The sequence below is a fragment of the Kitasatospora sp. CB01950 genome (genome assembly GCF_001905465.1).
In the GTDB taxonomy this organism is placed as follows: domain Bacteria; phylum Actinomycetota; class Actinomycetes; order Streptomycetales; family Streptomycetaceae; genus Kitasatospora.
This window is the reverse complement of record NZ_LISX01000003.1, coordinates 527,130-543,528: the sequence shown is the minus strand read 5'-3', so window position 1 is coordinate 543,528 and position 16,399 is coordinate 527,130. Positions and strand designations below refer to the sequence as shown.

The window sequence follows — 16,399 nt, the reverse complement described above, 5'->3', positions numbered from 1 at the left end:
TTCTGGAGTGTGGCTGTCGCGGCGCTGCGGCACCGCCCCGCCGGCCCCACGACCGGCGGTCCTTCCCCCTTCCGAGGAACCCGAGGAACCCCCATGAAGCGGCACAGGCAGGCTCTTTCGGCGGCGGTCTTCGCCACCGTCGTCGCACTCGGCGCGAGCGCGTGCTCGGCGTCCGACGACGCCGTGTCGGGCGTCGCAGACCGGGGCGGTGACGGGCCGGCGGTGGACGGCGGCACCCTCAAGGTCGGCCTGGACCGGCCGTTCGCCAGGCTCGACCCGGCGGACGGCACGCTGACCCAGATGCCCGTCATGATCCTGGCCAACGCGCTGTACGACCCGCTGATGGTCAACGACGACAACGGCGCCGTGAAGCCCTACCTGGCCACGTCGTTCACGCCCAACTCCGACGCCACCGTCTGGACGCTGACGCTGCGCGAGGGCGTGACGTTCAGCGACGGCAAGCCGCTGAACGGGCAGGCCGTGGTCGACCACGTGACGCGGCTGGCCAGGCCCGAGGCCAAGTGCGGCTGCGCGGTGGACGCCGCGACCATCGGCGCGATGGCGGTGAACGGCCCCACCGAGGTCGCCTTCACCCTGAAGTCGCCGAACGCGGCCTTCCCCGCGCTGTTCACCCGCTCGCTCGGCTACGTCTCCGAGGCCCCAGTCGGCGACGCCCCGGCGATCGGCTCCGGCCCGTACACGGTGGAGAGCGTGCAGCCCGGCGTGTCGGTGACCGTCACCCGCAACCCCTCGTACTGGGGCGCCAGGGCGCATGCCGACACGGTGGTCTACCGGGTGCTGCCGGACTCCGACACCCGGTACCAGTCGCTGCGTTCCGGCGACGCGGACGTGGCCTGGGTGGAGACGCCCGCGCAGCTCAAGCAGGCCGCCGGGGACGGGCTGCGCACCGCCACCGGCCCCAGCTCCACCTCGACGATCCTGTTCAACACGAAGGTCGCGCCGTTCGACGACCCGCGGGTGCGGCAGGCCGTGCAGTACGCGATCGACCGCGACAGCGTGGAGAAGATCGCCTACCTGGGGCAGGGCAGGGTGTCCGACGGCCCGATCGGCTCGGCCTCCGCGTACCGCGCCGCGAGCGCCTACCCGGCCCGGGACGTCGCCAAGGCCCGCGCCCTGCTCGCCGAGGCCGGCCACCCGGACCTGTCGTTCGAGTTCCTGTCCGACAGCCGCCCCGAGGGCCGGCAGCGGGCCACCGTGATCCAGCAGATGCTCGGCGAGGCCGGCATCAGGATGACCATCAAGCCGCTGGACCCGGCGGCCACCGGGACCGCCCTGATGCAGCGCCAGTTCCAGGTGATGGACTTCGTCACCAGCATGTTCGGCGACACCGACACCGCGCTGAACAGCCTCTTCCCGTCCGACGCGCCGTACAACTTCACCGGCTGGCACGACCCGGCGGTCGACCGGGCGATCGCCGAGGGCCGCGCCGCCCTGGACCCGGCCGGGCGGACCGCCGCCTACAACGAGGCGTCCAAGGTGATCGTCGAGGAGGCCCCGATGCTGTTCCTCACCGAGAACCAGGCCGGTTTCGCCGCCTCCGCGAAGGTCGGCGGCCTGCCCGACCTGTCGAAGCGCAGCGTCGTCAACCTCTCCCCGGCCGCCCTGTGGGTGAAGCGGTGACGTCGCCCTTCCTCGGCTTCGCCGCGCGGGCCGGACGGGCGGCGGCCGTACTGCTGCTGGTCGCCGTCACCGCGCTCGCACTGCCCCACCTGATGCCCGGCTCGCCGGCCGTCGCCGCGCTCGGCGTCACCGCGACGCCGGAGCAGATCACCGCGTTCGAGGCCGGGCTCGGCCTGGACCGCAACGTGCTGGCCGCCACCTTCGACTGGATCGGCGCGGCGCTGCACGGCGACCTCGGGCACTCGCTCGCCAACGGCGCGGCCGTCACCACCGAGCTCGCGAACCGCATCCCCGTCACGCTCGAACTGTTCGTCGCCGCCCAGCTGGTGGCGCTCGCCGTCGCGGTGCCGGTCGCGCTGGTGTCGGCGTGGCGGCCGGGCGGCGTGGTCGACCGGATCGCCACCGCCGGGGCGTTCCTCTGGCTGGCGGTGCCCGGTTTCGTGCTCGGCCTGCTGCTGATCTGGCTCACCGCCGTGCAGCTGCGGCTGCTGCCCGCCACCGGCTGGGTGCCGTTCACCGAGGACCCGGTGGAGAACCTGCGCCACCTGCTGCTGCCCGCGCTCACCCTGGGCCTGCCGGAGGCCGCCGTGTTCACCCGAACCCTGCGCGGGCAACTGCTGGACACCCTCGACCAGACCCACGTCGCCGCCGCCCGGAGCCGCGGCATGGGCGCCGCGAGGCTGCTGCTGCGCCGGGCCCTGCGGCCCTCCTCGCTGCCGCTGGTCACCCTGATCGGGATCGGGATCGGCACCTCGCTGGGCGGCTCGGTCCTGGTGGAGTCGCTGTTCGCGGTGCCGGGGGTCGGCACGCTCGCCTCCGGCGCCATCAACGGCCGCGACTTCCCCGTCATCCAGGCGGTGATGGTGGTCAGCGCCGTCGGCGTGGTGCTCGCCACGCTCGCGGTGGACCTGCTGTACCGCACGCTCGACCCGAGGATCGCCCATGGCCACCGTTGAGACCACCGCTGCCCGCCCGGCGCGCACCGCCCGCCGCCGCCCGCCGGCGGGTGTGCTCGCCGCGGTCACCTGGCTGGCCGTCGTGCTGCTCGCGGCGCTGCTGCTGCCGCTGCTGCCCGGGTTCGACCCGCTGCACGGCGACTTCTCCGCGCCGTCCGCGCCGCCCGGGCCGGGGCACTGGCTCGGCACCGACGCCGGCGGTCGGGACGTGCTGCAGCGCACCGTCGCCGGGGCCCGCGCCTCGTTCGCCGTCGCCGGACTGACCGTCGCGGTCGGTCTGCTGGGCGGCGGGGTGCTGGGCCTGGCCGCGGGCTGGTTCCGCGGCCCGGTGGACAAGGCCATCGGGTTCGCCACCGATCTGCTGATGTCCGTGCCCACGCTGATCCTGGTGATGATCGCGGTGTCGCTGCGCGGCCCGAGCCTGACCGTGATCGGCGCCCTGATCGGCCTGTTCACCGTCCCGGCGTTCACCCGGGTGGTGCGGGCCGTGGTCCTGGCGCTCGGCGAGCGCGGCTTCGTGCAGGCCGCCCGGATGATCGGCACCGCGCCGCTGCGAATCCTGCGCCGCGAGGTGGTGCCGCACGTCGCGCCCGCCGCGCTGACCTTCGCGTTCACCGCGACCACCGTCGCCATCGTCGCCGAGGGCTCGCTCAGCTTCCTCGGCTTCGGGCTGCGCCCGCCGCAGCCGTCCTGGGGCGGGATCATCGCCGAGGGCCGCACCACCCTGGGCAGCGCGCCGTGGATCTCGCTGGCCCCGGCCGCCGTGCTGTGCCTGACCGTCCTCGCCCTCAACTACCTCGGCGAGCACCTGCGTTCGCCCTCCCGGAAGGCAACGGTGAACCGATGACCACCCCGGTCCTGGACGTCCGCTCATTGAACACGGCGATCCACGCGCCCGACGGCCGGCGGCTGCACATCCTGCACGACGTCGACCTGCACATCGACGCCGGGGAGTGCCTCGGCGTGGTCGGCGAGTCCGGCTCCGGCAAGTCCGTGCTCGCCCGGACGGTGCTCGGCGTGCACGCCCGCACCGTCCGCGCCGAGTCCACCGGGCAGGTGCTGCTGAACGGCGAGGACCTGCTCACCGCCGCCCCCGCCCGCCGCGCCGAACTGCTCGGCACCGGCATCGCCATGGTCCACCAGGACCCGATGACCTCGCTCAACCCGGTGGTGCGGATCGCCGACCAGGTCACCGAGTCCCTCACCAACCGCCGCCGGATGCCGCGTCGCGAACGCCTGCGCACCGCCGCCGCACTGCTCGCCGCCGTCGACGTCCCCGACCCGGCCCGCCGGGCCCGCGGCTATCCGCACGAGCTCTCCGGCGGCCTGCGCCAGCGCGTCGGCATCGCCGCCGCGCTGGCCGGCGACCCCGTTCTGCTGCTCGCCGACGAGCCCACCACCGCCCTGGACGTCACCGTCCAACGCACCGTGCTCGACCTGTTGGACCGCCACCGCGCCACCCGCGGCCTGGCCACCCTGCTGATCACCCACGACATCGGCCTGCTGTACGGGCGGGCCCGCCGGATCGCCGTCATGTACGGCGGCCGGGTGGTCGAGACCGGCCCCACCGAGGAGGTCACCGAGCGCCCCGCCCACCCCTACACGGCCGCGCTGCTGCGCTCGGTGCCCCGCGTCACCGGCCCGCTGCGCCGGGAGTTGCCGGCCATTCCCGGCTCGCCCCCGGACCTGTCCCGGCCCGTCGAAGGCTGCCCGTTCGCGCCGCGCTGCGACCGCGCCGGGTCCGTCTGCGCCACCGTCGCCCCGCCCGTCCGTGCGGCCGGGCCGGCGCACACCGCGTCCTGCCACTTCCCGCTCACCGCCGAGGCCGCCCCGGCCTCGCCGACCTCCCTGGAGCGCACCCCGTGAGCGCCACGCCCGTCGAGACCGCCCCCTCCCCCGCCGTCCTGCGGGCGACCGGCCTGGAGGTCGTCCACCGCACCCGCTCCGGCCCGCTGCACGCCGTCAGCGGCATCGACCTGGTCCTGCACGAGCGGCGCACCCTGGCCCTGGTCGGCGAGTCCGGCTCCGGGAAGAGCAGCATCGCCAAGGCCCTGCTGCGGCTGCCCGCGCCCACGGCCGGCGCCGTCACCCTGGACGGAACCGACCTGGCGTCCCTGACGAACCGTCAACTGCGGTCGCTGCGGCCGAGGTTGCAGATGGTGCCGCAGGACCCGATGTCCTCGCTCAACCCGCGCCGCACCGTCCGCGGCCTGGTCGCCGAACCCCTCGACGCCCACCCGGGCCTGCTGCGCGGACGCGACCGACGCGCCGTCGTCGACGAGCAGTTGACCGCCGTCGGGCTGGCCCCGGAACTGTTCGGCGACCGCAGGCCCGACCAGCTCTCCGGCGGACAGGCCCAACGGGTGGCCGTCGCCCGCGCACTGGCCGCCGAGCCGCGGGTGCTGATCGCCGACGAGGCGGTCTCTGCGCTCGACGTCTCCGCCCAGGCCACCGTGCTCAACCTGCTGCGCCGGCTGACCGAGGAACGCGGCCTGGCGAGCCTGTTCATCACCCACGACCTGGGCGTGGTGCGGGCCGTGAGCGACGACATCGCGGTGCTCCAGCTCGGCCGGCTGTGCGAACGCGGCCCCACGGAGGCGGTGCTGGCCGCGCCCGCGCACCCGTACACGGCCGCGCTGCTGGCCGCGGTGCCCGAACCGGGCCGCCCGCTGGGCGACACCGGTCTGCTTCCGGCCGACCCGCCCTCGCCGCTCGACCCGCCGTCGGGCTGCCGGTTCCGCACCCGCTGCCCGCTGGCCGACGAGCGCTGCGCCGCCGAGACGCCCGCCGCCCGCCCGGTCGGCCCGGGCCACGCCGTCGCCTGCCACCGGCCGCTGCTCCCCGTCCGGCCGGACGCCGCCTGAGCCCGGCTCAGTGCCCGTCGCCGCCCTCGGTGCTGCCGCCGGTCAGGGCGTCCTGCCAGGCGGCCTTCGCCCCGGAGTCGCCGATCCGGTACACGTCGACGACCGCGCCGACGGCGACCACGGCGCACAGCACGCCGGCGCCGATCCGCACGGCGGTGGAGATCCGGCGGGTGTTGGCGGTGCGGGTGAACCACCAGACGGCGACGGCGAGCAGGAACAGTCCGCCCGCCCAGGGCAGCAGGCCGTCGCCGAGTTCGGCGTGCCGGCGCACCAGTTCGTTGGACCCGACCTTGCCTTCGAGCCATTCGCCGAAGTGACTGGTCAGCGGAACGGTGGCCAGTGTGACGAAGGCGAGTACCGGCAGCAGCAGGCCCGCGCGGCGGGCGACGGCCGGGCTGAGCGCGCACACGATCAGCGCGAGTGCGGTCAGCGGGACGAACACCACCACCAGATGAACCAGCAGTATGTGCGTGGGCAGGCCGTTGATCGTGTTCACCGGTGCAGCTCCTTCCGGCCGGCGGGCCCGGCAGCCTCCCGGAGCGGGAGGCTGCCGGGCGCGCACCATAGTGGCAGCCCAACCTCTCAATTCCCCATGAACGTCAGTTCCCCGTGAACGGCCCGGCGTTCACGCCGCCGGTGCCCGGTGGTCGAAGGCGATCAGCGGATCGCCGGTGAGCGGGTGCGCCGTGACGGCGGCCCGCACGCCGAACACCTCGGCGAGCAGCTCCGGGGTGAGCACCTCGCGCGGCGGCCCGGAGGCGACCAGGACGCCGCCGGCCAGCACGTGCAGGCGGTCGCAGACGGACGCGGCGGCGTTCAGGTCGTGCAGTGCGACCAGGGTGGTGGCGCGTTGGGCGCGCAGCAGGGCGAGCAGTTCGACCTGGTGCCGGATGTCGAGGTGGTTGGTGGGTTCGTCCAGCACCAGGACATCGGGCTGCTGGGCGAGCGCCCGGGCCAGCAGAACGCGTTGGCGCTCGCCGCCGGAGAGTTCCGCGAAGCGGCGCCCGGCGTGCCCGGCCATGCCGACCCGGTCGAGGGCGCTCGCGGTCTGCGCCCGGTCCTCGGCGCTGTCGGCGGCGAACGCCCGCTGGTGCGGAATCCGTCCCAGCGCCACCATCTGACGGACCGTCAACTCGAAGGCCTCGCCGCGTTCCTGGGGCAGTGCCGCAAGGTGGCGGGCGGCCGCGGCGCGGGGCAGGGCGGTCAGGTCGCGGTCGTCGAGCAGGACCCGGCCGGCCTTCGGCGCGAGGTGCCGGTAGACGGCGCGCAGCAGGGTGGACTTGCCGCTGCCGTTGGGCCCGATCAGGCCGGCGATCTCCCCGGCCTCGGCGACCAGGTGGACACCCGCCACCACGTCCCGCCCGGCGAGGGCGACGTGCAGATCGTCGAGGGCGAGTCTCACCGGTTCTCCTGGCGTCGGTCGAGCAGGAACAGCAGGACGGGCGCGCCGAGCAGCGCGGTGACCACGCCGATCGGCACCTCCTGGGCGTCGAGCGCGGTGCGGGCGACGGTGTCGACGGCGATCAGCAGCACGGCGCCGGTGAGCGCGGACAGCGGCAGCAGCCGCCGGTGGTCGCCGCCGACGAGCAGCCGGCACAGGTGCGGCACCAGCAGCCCGACGAAGCCGATCGCCCCCGACACGGCGACCAGCACGCCCGTCAACAGGCTGGTGGCGACGAAGAGTTCGCGTCGCAGCCGGTCGGGGTCGAGGCCGAGGCCGGCGGCGGTCTCGTCGCCGAGGACGAGCGCGTTCAGCGCCCGGGCGCGGGCCTGCAGGGCGATCCCGCCGAGCGCCACCGCGGCGGCCGGGACGGCGAGTTGGCTCCAGGTCGCACCGCCGAGGCTGCCCATCAGCCAGAACAGCACGCCGCGGGTCTGCTGTTCGTCGCCGGTCTGCAGCACCAGGTAGCTGCACAGCCCGCCGAGGAACTGGCCGACGGCGATGCCCGACAGCACCAGCCGCAGCGGGGAGAACCCGCCGCCGCGCCGGGCGACCAGCCACACCAGAGCGAACGACCCCAGCGCCCCGCCGAACGCGGCCGCGGAGACGGTCAGCCCGAGCGCCCCGCCGACGCCGATGCCCAGCACGATCGCCCCGAGCGCGCCGAGCGAGGCCCCCGAGGAGACGCCGAGCAGGTACGGGTCGGCGAGCGGGTTGCGCACCAGCGCCTGGACGGCGGTGCCGACCAGCCCGAGTCCGGCCCCGACCAGCGCGGCGAGCAGGGCGCGCGGGACGCGCAGCTGCCAGACGATCAGGTCATGGGTGCTCCCCGCCCCGCCGCCCGTCAGGTGGCGGCCGACGATGCTCCACACCTCGCGCGCCGGGACGTCGACACTGCCGAGGCAGACCGCGAGGGTGAGCGCGACCCCCAACGCGAGCAGCAGCGCCGCCGTCAGAACTCCCGCCCGGGTACGGCGGGTTCGTATGCCTCCGGCCGTCAGGACCGCCATCACCGACCGCCCCCGACCAGCTCCGGGTGGACGGTTCGGGCGATCTGCTGCACGGTGTCGGCGTTGCGGACGCCGGCGGTGGTGGTCGCCTCGGAGCCGATCCGCACGAACCGGCCCTGCTGGACGGCGGCGAGGTTCCGGGTCGCCGGGTTGGTGCGCAGGAACTGCTCGGCCTCGTCGAACGCCTTGCGGTCGGCGTCCGCGCTGCCCCGGCTGCGGACGCCGAGCTGGATCCAGTCCGGGTTCTTGGCGATCACGTCCTCCCAGCCGACCTGCTTGAAGTCGGCGTCGCAGTCGGCGAAGACGTTGCGCGCCCCGGCGAGGGTGATGATCGCGTTGGCGATCTGCTTGCGGCAGACGGCGGTCGGCTGCTTGGCGCCGGCGTCGTAGTCGAAGAAGAAGTAGCCGGGCCGCTGCGCCTCGGGCAGCCGGCCGAGCCCGACGGCGACCTCGGCGAGCTTGCTGTCCATGGCGGCGACCAACCGGTCGGCGGCGGGGAGGGTGCCGGTGACGGCGCCGAGGCGCTTGATGTCCTGCTGGACCTCGGCGAGGTCGGTCTGCTCGTTCTTCGCGCAGGCGGTGGACAGCAGGTACATGTGCTTGATGCCGGCGGCGGCGAACTCCTGCTCGCTCGGCGGCCCGCCGGTGCCGCCCGCACCGGCCATGGCGGCGAAACTGTCGATGTACAGGTCCGCGCCGGACCCGAGCAGCTTCTCCTTGGCGATCACGGTCTCCCCGAGCACCGGTATCGCCGTTCCCTGCTCGGCCACCTCGGCGGGCAACTGCCCTGCCCCGGGCGGGAATCCGGTACCGATCACCCGATCGCCGGCCCCCAGTTCGAGCAGCATCTCCAACGCCGCCGCGTTGCTGGTGACGATCCGCCCGGGCGCGGCGTCGAAGCTCGTCGCCCGCCGCTGACAGTCCATCACCTTCACCGGGAACCCGGCCGCCGTCACCGCCGTCACCGACCTCCCGGGCCCGTCGCCGCCGCTCGCACAACCGGACACCAACAGGGACACGCCGGCGGCCAGACCGCACAGGACGCGTGTTCGCATGGGCCAACTCTCCTGAATCTCGACACGGGTGGTGGGGAGGTGGGGCTCACCGGTGACCGGGCCCACGCCACTCGCCCGACGGCCCGCCGCACGCACGTGGGGTGCCGGTGCGGCGGGCGGGCCCGGGGCGCGGGTTGCGGTCACATGTCAGCAGTCGTGGCGGACCGGGCCCGGGTTCCCGCGGTCTTCCGGGTTCCGCTTTCCGGCGGTCAGATCCGTCCGGTGAGGGTGAACCCGGCCTCGTCGACGGCCGTGCGGACCCGGTGTTCGTCGACGTCCCCGGCGGCGGTGACGGTGACGCGTCCGGCCTTGGCGTCGGCGGTGACGGAGGTGATGCCGGGCAGTGCGGAGAGTCCGGTGCTGACGGTCCGTTCGCAGTGGCCGCAGCTCATTCCCTCGACGGCGAAGACGGCGGTGACGGCAGTGGCGGCGGTGACGGTGGTGCCGGCGGTGTTGGACATGCGTGCTCCCAGGGGTGTGATCGACGATGTGCCCCCACGACACCGCACCCCGGGGCCGCGCACACCAGGACACGCGGCCGAATGCCCCCTTCGGATGGACCCGGGAACCGCACGCCCCGCCCGACCGACCCCGCCCCGGGCAGGCCGAACCCCGGGCCCCCGGGCAGGCCGAGCCCCGGACATGGCGAACCCCGGCCGGGCAGCCCTGCCCGGCCGGGGTCGTGTGTCGGGTCAGCCGCAGTGCGTCCAGCCGGAGGCCCAGCGGATGCCCTCCGCGGAGCCGCCCCAGGAGATGCAGGTGTTCGCGGCGCCGATCTTCACCGGGCCGGCGTAGTACTTGTAGAAGCCGCCGTCGGGCGCGACCACCAGGTCGCTCTTGCGCTCGATCTGGACCCGGAGGTCGTACGTCCGGGTGCCGTTCGGGCTCCGGACCCAGGTGACGGCGCAGTTCGACGAGCCGTTGTAGAACAGGTAGATGTCGGCGACCGAGCCGAGGGCGTGCTGGTCGATCAGGTAGTAGCCGCTGCCGCACGCACCGCTCGGAGTGGAGGCCGCTTCGGCCGGTGCGGCGACGGTGACCATGCCCGCGGCCATGCCCAGGACGCTGAGCGCGAGGGCCGTCGCCCGCTGTCGGATACCCATGAATCTCCTTGTCGGACAAGCCTGTTCGGATTTACCGCAGGCACAGTAGCAGCGACCAAGATCGTTCGGCCATGGCTCCGACAACGCGAAAAGGCAGAACAGGGGCGCCGGACCGCCCGGCCCGGCGCCCCTGCCCGGGCCCGCTCAGGCCGCGCAGCCGGCCAGCGGGCGGTCCGCCGCTTCCGCGTCGGCGAGCTTGCGGATCAGCACGGCGCGGGCCCGGTTGACCCGGGAGCGGACGGTGCCGACCGGGCAGCCCGTCAGTTCGGCGACCTCCTCGTAGGGCAGACCGAGCAGCGCGGTCAGCACGAAGGCGTCGCGGCGTTCGGCGGGCAGCGCGTCGAGCAGTTCGCCGAGCGCGATGCCCTCGTCGAAGCCGGGCAGGTGGTGGCGCTGGACCTGTTCGGCGGCGCTCTGCCAGTCGTCGGTGTCGAGCAGCCGGGGCCGGCGGGCGGCGAAGCGGAAGCGGTCGACGACGGTCCGGCGGGCGATCGACAGCAGCCAGGTCCGGGCCGAGGAGCGGCCCTCGAAGCGCGGCAGGCTGCGCAGGGCCCGCAGGTAGGTCTCCTGGGTGAGGTCGTCGGCGGCCTGGGGTTCGCCGCTGAGGTGGGTGACGAACCGGCGGACGTCGGGGCGGGTGGCACGCACGAACCGTTCGACGGCGGCGGGGTCGCCGGCCCGGGCGGCCAGCGCCCAGGCGGTGACGGTGGGGTCGTCGACGCGTGTCCGCGCGGTGACGGAGCGTGGCGCGGGCAGGGCAGTGAGCATCTCCGGGTGTCCTTGCTCGGGAGACGGATGCGGCCGGGTCGGGCCGCGAGGCCGGCCGGGGGCGCGCGGACGGCGCCGTCCGCGCCCGGCGGGCGTGGCGGCGGCGAGCAGGGAGGCGTCCCCGGATATGACGGGCCGTCAGCAGGTGACGGCGGCCACCACCGGCGGTCCCCGCGTGGCGAGGGAGTGGACGAGCAGCCGCGACCGGGGTCGGCGGGCCGTACGGCGGGGCCGGCGCCGGCGCAGCGGCGGCCGGGCGGGCCGGACAGCGTCGAGCAGCAGCAGGACGGGCGCGAACAGGCGGGCGGCGACGGTGCGGGCCAGCCCGTGCACGGCGCGTTCGCCGGCCGCCAGCCACAGGCCGAGCAGCAGCGCGGCCAGCAGGTGGGCGGCGAGCATGCCGGTGCCGCCGTGCTGCCCGGACGTCATCGCCATCCCGTGGTGCGCCGTCCCGGGCATCCCCGGCATCCCGGCCATGCCGGCCATCGTGTGCATCCCGTGCATCGCCGCTGTCGCGGGCTGGTCGGCGAGCACCACGGTCAGCCCGTCGCCGGGGACGGTCCCCGGGTCGAGGCCGGCCGCTTCGACCAGCCGGGCGGCCTGTTCGTCGGTCAGCGGCCCGGCGTTGCACAGCAGCAGCCGGGCCCACCGGGCGGCGAGCCCGTCGGTGGCGAGCCCGGCGGTGGCGGATGCGGCGGTGGCGGCCGTCGCGGCCTGGCCGAGCGAGAACAGCGCGTGCAGCGCGGCCTGGACGCCGACGGTCAGCGCGGTCACCAGCAGCGGCCCGCGTTCCCGCCGGGCGGTGAACCAGCCGAGCAGGGCCGCGCCGCCGAGCGCGCCGGCCAGTACGGGAGTGCCGACGGAGCGGCCGGACATCAGGACGTGCGCGACGGCAGCGAGCAGCACGCACCCGGCCGCGAACACCGCGGCCCGGCCTGCCCGTACTGCGCGCCCTGACTCCATGACGGGCCCATCATCACACCCTTAACACCCGCCGTATGCCTCCCTCCCGTCCCTTTCCACCCGCCGGCCGGGCATGACGAGCGTCACACCCGCCACCCGGGAACCCGACGGCCCCGCCGGACGACCACTGGTACGCAGAAGCCCTGCCGGAAGCCCTGCCGGACGGCTTCACGGCCTCACGACGAGAGAGCGGCCGGCAGCCGGATGCGGAACGCGGCACCGACGGCGGTGTCCTCGATGCGGAGGGTGCCGCCGTGCAGGGTGGCGATGTCACGGGCGATCGACAGGCCGAGGCCGGCGCCGCCGTCGTTGCGGCTGCGGGCGTCGTCGAGGCGGGTGAAGCGTTCGAAGACCCGGTCGCGGTCGGCGGGCGGGATGCCGGGGCCGTCGTCGGTGACGTCCACGACGGCCTCGCCGGTGGCGGCGTCGCTCCGCAGCCGGACGGAGATCCGGGCGGTGGCGTGCCGTTGCGCGTTGTCGAGGAGGTTGGTGAGCAGGCGGCCGAGCCACAGCGGGTTGCCGTCGACGGTGAACGTGCCGTCGGGGGCGTCGAGTTCGACGGGGTGCGGTTGCGGGCCGCGGCCGGCGACGGTGTCGCGCAGGAGCGCGGCGAGGTCGACGGGCCCGGCCGGGCCGGGTCCGCCGGTGGTGTCGAGGCGGGCGAGCAGCAGCAGGTCGGCGGCCAGGGCCTGGAGCCGGTCGGTGTCCTGGAGCGCACCGGCCACCAGGTCGGCGCGGACGGCGGGGTCGGGGTGGGTGTGGGCGACCTCCAGTTGGGTGCGCAGCACGGCCAGTGGGCTGCGCAGTTCGTGCGAGGCGTCGGCGATGAAGCGGCGCTGGCGGGTGCCGGCGGCCTCCAGGCGGTCGAGCATGGCGTTCATGGTGCGGGCGAGGTCGGCGATCTCGTCGTCGCCGCGGGGTGCGGGGACGCGGCGTTGCAGACCGCCTTCGCCGATCGCGGCGACTTCGGCGCGGATCGCCTCGACGGGCCGCAGGGCGCGGCCGGTGGCCCGCCAGGTGAGCAGGCCGACGGTGGCGACGAGGACGGCGCTGAGCGCGGCGAGTCCGGCGGTGGTGAGGTCCTCGGCGGTGTCGGCGGTGTGCAGCGAGGCCCCGACCCGGACGGTGACGGGGCCGGCGGGCGTCCCGGCGGTGACGGTGGTGACGCGCTGGCGGTGTTGGAGTCCCCAGGCGGCCAGGTCGGTGCTGTCAGTACTGGCGGTGCTGTCGGTACTGGCGGTACTGGTGGTGCTGTCGGTCCGGTCGCCGGTGCCGGGCAGCGCGGGCCGGCCGGCCAGGTTGGGGCTGGCGGCGAGGACCCGGCCGGCGGCGTCGGTGACCTGGACGAAGTCGGTGCCCTGGCCGAGCGTCACCTGCGCGGGCAGCCGGCCGTCCTCGGCGAGCCGGGCGACGGCGCGGGCCTGTTCGCGGGCCTCGGCCTCGACGGTGTGCTCCAGGTTGACCCGCAGGACCAGCAGCACGGCGGCGGAGGCGACGGCCATCACGAGGGCGACACCGACGCAGGCGGCGAGCGTGGTGCGGGTGCGGACGGTGCGCGGCGCGAGCCGGGCGGCGATCCGCCCGACCGGACGCCCGATCCGCCGCACCGGACGCCGGCCGGCCACCGTCGGCCGCCCGTCAGCCACCGTCGGCCGCCAGCCGGTAGCCCGCGCCGCGCACGGTCTGCACGGCGGCCCGGCCGAACGGGGCGTCGATCTTCCGGCGCAGCGCGCTGATGTGCACCTCGACGGTGTTGGGGTCGCTGTCCGGTCCGCTGTCCCAGACCTGTTCGAGGATCTCCCGCTTGGAGACGGCGTCGCCGGGCCGCCGGGCGAGGTGGTCGAGCAGCGCGAACTCGCGGGGTGTCAGGGCGACGGCGGTGCCGGCCCGGGTGCAGGTGCGGGCGGCGGAGTCGACGACCAGGTCGCCGAGGACGGTGCGCTGCGGGGCGCGGCTGCCGATCCGGCGGGCGAGGGCGCGCAGGCGGGCGACCAGGACGACGAACGAGAACGGCTTCGACAGGTAGTCGTCGGCGCCGGTGTCGAGCGCCTCGGCCTCGTCCCACTCGCCGTCCTTGGCGGTCAGCATCAGGATTCCGGCGTCGCTGCCGGCGGCCCGCAGCCGCGCGCAGACCCGGTAGCCGTTCAGGCCTGGCAGCATGATGTCGAGGATGATCACGTCGTAGGAGTGTTCGGTCGCCCGGGCCAGGCCGGTCAGGCCGTCGTGGACGATCTCGACGTCGAAGCCCTCGACCTCCAGGCCGTGCTTGATCGCCAGGGCGAGCCGCTGTTCGTCCTCCACCACCAGTACGCGCATGCCCCCAGCCTCGCAGGTCCGCCGGGTGCGAAGCTGAAGGGGTCTTCAGGTCTTCAGCAACCCTTCAGCTCGGCCCGGCCATGCTGCTGACCGGCCGCGCCGCCGACCGGCTGCGTGTGCCGTGCCGCTGCCGACAGAGAGGGGTGCCGCCGCTGTGGGCGCCACGACGACGACCGGGACCGAGCCGCTGGGCGGACCGTTGGGCGGGCCGCGCTCCGCGCAGCTGTGGAGCAAGGTGCCGCAGGTGACGGCCGGCTTCTGGGTGGTGAAGGTGCTGACCACCGGGATGGGCGAGACCACCTCCGACTACCTGGCGCGCACGCTCGGCCCGGTCCCGGCGGTGGCGGGTGCGATGGTGCTGCTCGCGGCGGCGCTGTTCGCGCAGGCCCGGGCGGGCCGCTACCGGCCCGCCGTGTACTGGGCGGCCGTGGTGATGGTCAGCGTGTTCGGCACGATGGCGGCCGACGTGGCGCACGTGGCGCTGGGCGTGCCGTACGCCGTGTCGGCCGGGGCGTTCACGCTGGCGCTGGCGGCGGTGTTCCGGGTGTGGCACCGCACGGAGGGGACGCTCGCGGTGGAGACGGTGCGCGGCGGGCGCCGGGAGGTCTTCTACTGGGCGGCGGTGATGGCGACCTTCGCCCTGGGCACGGCCGTCGGCGACCTGACGGCGGCCACCCTCGGCTGGGGGTACCTGCCGTCGGGTCTGCTGTTCGCCGCCCTGATCGCGGTGCCCGCGCTCGGCCACCGGCTGCTGCGGCTGCCGCCGGTCCTGGCGTTCTGGTGGGCGTACGTGCTGACCCGGCCGCTCGGCGCGTGCTTCGCGGACTGGGCCGGCGTCGGCCGGGAGCGCGGCGGCCTGGATCTGGGCACCGGCCCGGTGAGCCTGGTGCTGGCCGGGCTGATCGTGCTGGCAGTCCTCGCCCTGGCGGCCGGCGAGCGCAGGCGCGGCTGACGGTCCGTCACCCCCGGGCCCGGCCGGTGCCCGCGTCCGCCGTTCCGGACGACGGGCACCGGCCGGGCGGGCGCCGGCCGGGCGGGCGCCGGGCGGGCGATGGGTCAGCCGGTGACGGGTCAGCCGGTGACGGGCGCGCCGAGCGGGACGGTCTGGCCGGTGACGGTGGTCTGCACGAACTGCCAGGTGATGCCGTTGATGATGCCCTGGTCGAGCGGGGCGAACTTGGCGAAGGCGGGCTGGCTGAGGTCGAGGTGGGTGGAGGCGCAGGTCGGGCACTTGTCCTTGACCGGCACCGTCAGGGTCTTGCCCTGGTAGCTGACCTTGACCGAAATGCCCTTGCAGAGCGGGTCGTTGTTCGGGTTGGCGGTGGTCCACCAGCTGGCGGGGACGGCCACCAGCAGCTGGGTGCCGGCGTTGATCTGGGTGCCGCAGGCGCCGTAGCCGGTGTCGGTGAAGTAGGTGGCCATGCCGGTCATCGGCTGGTTGATCGGTATCGCGGCGCTGGCGGAGCCGGCGCTCAGGGCGAGCAGGGCGGCCGCGGCGAGCGGGACGCCCGCCAGCAGCCTCGGGTTCCTTCGGGTGGCACGCATGGTTCCTCCGCTTCGGAGCACTCGGGCACTCGGCGTGGCAGCGGCAAGTCGCCGAGCTCGAAAGGGAGTTCGGCGATCGCACTGCCACCGGAAGGCACCGAAGCTACGGAAGCGGCCGTTCGTGGTCCACACTTTTGACGTGTTGTCATGGACACAAGTCGGTAAACTTTGCCCGGCCTGCACCCTCACCCGTAGAGCGGCTGCGACGGGGAGCCTTCAGCCCTTCTTGCGGTACGCCAGGCGCTGGCGGGCGGTGGCGCCGCGCCGCTCGATCGGGAGGGTTCCGGTGGCGGCGGCTAGGCCGTACGGGGGCATGTCGCCGTAGATGGTTTCGTACGAGCCGGGCGGGACGATGTACGTCTCGTGCCAAATACCCACGTGCTGGCGGGACTTCCGCTCGAATCGGTTGATCATCCCCCAGGCCTTGCGGTGCAGCTGCTGCGGCGCGGCCGCGTACGTCAGGAGCTTCTCCTCGGACTCCCAGTACTGGACCACGTAGTAGGTGCGCGGCGAGCCGCTGAGCAGTTGGTGGCCGAGCAGGCCGCTCTCCGGGTCGCGGGAGAGTTCGCGCAGCATCCGCGGCATCGCGACGAACACCGGCAGCCAGTGGTGCACCGCCCAGAAGTGGTTGATCCGCATGCCGATGAGGAACAGGACGACCTTGTCCTCGGCGGCGGCGGTGGTTCGGCCAGGTATCGGCTTGGCGAACACGACGTCCCCCTTTCGTCGGGCCGTCC

At 74.7% G+C, this 16,399-nt stretch carries 18 protein-coding genes; 6 read left to right on the top strand and 12 right to left on the bottom strand.

Going from position 1 to position 16,399, the window contains the following annotated elements:
• Positions 1–93: 93 nt before the first annotated feature.
• Genes AMK19_RS10895 through AMK19_RS35925 form a run of 5 tightly spaced genes read left to right on the top strand, consistent with a single transcriptional unit; the run spans position 94 to position 5,461 of the window.
• A complete protein-coding gene (locus tag AMK19_RS10895; protein WP_073810469.1) occupies positions 94–1,641 on the top strand; it encodes an ABC transporter substrate-binding protein in 1,548 nt (515 codons plus the stop codon).
• A complete protein-coding gene (locus tag AMK19_RS10890) occupies positions 1,638–2,597 on the top strand; it encodes an ABC transporter permease (RefSeq protein WP_073810467.1) in 960 nt (319 codons plus the stop codon). Before AMK19_RS10895 ends, AMK19_RS10890 begins: the two co-directional genes overlap by 4 nt.
• Positions 2,584–3,444 (top strand): ABC transporter permease, encoded by an 861-nt coding sequence (locus tag AMK19_RS10885; RefSeq protein WP_073810465.1) that lies wholly within the window; start codon positions 2,584–2,586, stop codon positions 3,442–3,444. Before AMK19_RS10890 ends, AMK19_RS10885 begins: the two co-directional genes overlap by 14 nt.
• A complete protein-coding gene (locus tag AMK19_RS10880; RefSeq protein ID WP_073810463.1) occupies positions 3,441–4,463 on the top strand; it encodes an ABC transporter ATP-binding protein in 1,023 nt (340 codons plus the stop codon). The genes AMK19_RS10885 and AMK19_RS10880 overlap by 4 nt, the downstream gene beginning before the upstream one ends.
• Positions 4,460–5,461 carry an ABC transporter ATP-binding protein gene (locus tag AMK19_RS35925; protein ID WP_073810461.1) on the top strand — a complete coding sequence of 334 codons (1,002 nt, stop codon included), beginning with the start codon at positions 4,460–4,462 and terminating at the stop codon, positions 5,459–5,461. Before AMK19_RS10880 ends, AMK19_RS35925 begins: the two co-directional genes overlap by 4 nt.
• A gap of 7 nt (positions 5,462–5,468) precedes the next feature.
• Here AMK19_RS35925 and AMK19_RS10870 read toward each other — a convergent pair whose 3' ends face one another.
• The 10 genes from AMK19_RS10870 to AMK19_RS10825 form a co-directional block, all read right to left on the bottom strand.
• Entirely contained in the window at positions 5,469–5,957 is a 489-nt protein-coding gene (locus AMK19_RS10870; protein WP_073810459.1) for a DUF2231 domain-containing protein, read from the bottom strand.
• Between the two features lie 129 nt (positions 5,958–6,086).
• The gene (locus AMK19_RS10865; RefSeq protein ID WP_073810457.1) at positions 6,087–6,863 is read right to left on the bottom strand and encodes an ABC transporter ATP-binding protein; all 777 of its coding nucleotides are present in this window, start codon (positions 6,861–6,863) and stop codon (positions 6,087–6,089) included.
• The gene (locus AMK19_RS10860; RefSeq protein ID WP_073810455.1) at positions 6,860–7,912 is read right to left on the bottom strand and encodes a FecCD family ABC transporter permease; all 1,053 of its coding nucleotides are present in this window, start codon (positions 7,910–7,912) and stop codon (positions 6,860–6,862) included. The genes AMK19_RS10865 and AMK19_RS10860 overlap by 4 nt, the downstream gene beginning before the upstream one ends.
• Entirely contained in the window at positions 7,912–8,967 is a 1,056-nt protein-coding gene (locus AMK19_RS10855; protein WP_073810453.1) for an ABC transporter substrate-binding protein, read from the bottom strand. Before AMK19_RS10855 ends, AMK19_RS10860 begins: the two co-directional genes overlap by 1 nt.
• A gap of 209 nt (positions 8,968–9,176) precedes the next feature.
• Positions 9,177–9,428: a heavy-metal-associated domain-containing protein gene (locus AMK19_RS10850; protein ID WP_073810450.1), complete on the bottom strand. Its 252-nt coding sequence runs from the start codon at positions 9,426–9,428 to the stop codon at positions 9,177–9,179.
• Between the two features lie 231 nt (positions 9,429–9,659).
• Positions 9,660–10,070, bottom strand: coding sequence for a hypothetical protein (locus AMK19_RS10845; RefSeq protein WP_083646647.1), 411 nt, complete (start codon positions 10,068–10,070; stop codon positions 9,660–9,662).
• Positions 10,071–10,214: 144 nt separating this feature from the next.
• On the bottom strand, positions 10,215–10,838 hold the full coding sequence (locus AMK19_RS10840; RefSeq protein ID WP_083646646.1) for a sigma-70 family RNA polymerase sigma factor: 624 nt from the start codon (positions 10,836–10,838) through the stop codon (positions 10,215–10,217).
• Between the two features lie 138 nt (positions 10,839–10,976).
• Positions 10,977–11,801: a hypothetical protein gene (locus AMK19_RS10835; protein WP_073810448.1), complete on the bottom strand. Its 825-nt coding sequence runs from the start codon at positions 11,799–11,801 to the stop codon at positions 10,977–10,979.
• A gap of 176 nt (positions 11,802–11,977) precedes the next feature.
• Positions 11,978–13,447, bottom strand: coding sequence for a HAMP domain-containing sensor histidine kinase (locus AMK19_RS10830; protein ID WP_241844335.1), 1,470 nt, complete (start codon positions 13,445–13,447; stop codon positions 11,978–11,980).
• Positions 13,440–14,117 (bottom strand): response regulator transcription factor, encoded by a 678-nt coding sequence (locus AMK19_RS10825; RefSeq protein ID WP_073810446.1) that lies wholly within the window; start codon positions 14,115–14,117, stop codon positions 13,440–13,442. The genes AMK19_RS10830 and AMK19_RS10825 overlap by 8 nt, the downstream gene beginning before the upstream one ends.
• Before the next feature lie 154 nt (positions 14,118–14,271).
• On the opposite strand from AMK19_RS10825, the gene AMK19_RS10820 reads away from it, so the two are divergent.
• The gene (locus tag AMK19_RS10820; protein WP_443134999.1) at positions 14,272–15,069 is read left to right on the top strand and encodes a COG4705 family protein; all 798 of its coding nucleotides are present in this window, start codon (positions 14,272–14,274) and stop codon (positions 15,067–15,069) included.
• 119 nt (positions 15,070–15,188) lie between these two features.
• On the opposite strand, the gene AMK19_RS10815 is transcribed toward AMK19_RS10820, so the two are convergent.
• On the bottom strand, positions 15,189–15,662 hold the full coding sequence (locus AMK19_RS10815) for a cysteine/serine endopeptidase inhibitor (RefSeq protein ID WP_073810444.1): 474 nt from the start codon (positions 15,660–15,662) through the stop codon (positions 15,189–15,191).
• Positions 15,663–15,878: 216 nt separating this feature from the next.
• Positions 15,879–16,373, bottom strand: coding sequence for a DUF4188 domain-containing protein (locus AMK19_RS10810; protein ID WP_073810442.1), 495 nt, complete (start codon positions 16,371–16,373; stop codon positions 15,879–15,881).
• Positions 16,374–16,399: the final 26 nt, after the last annotated feature.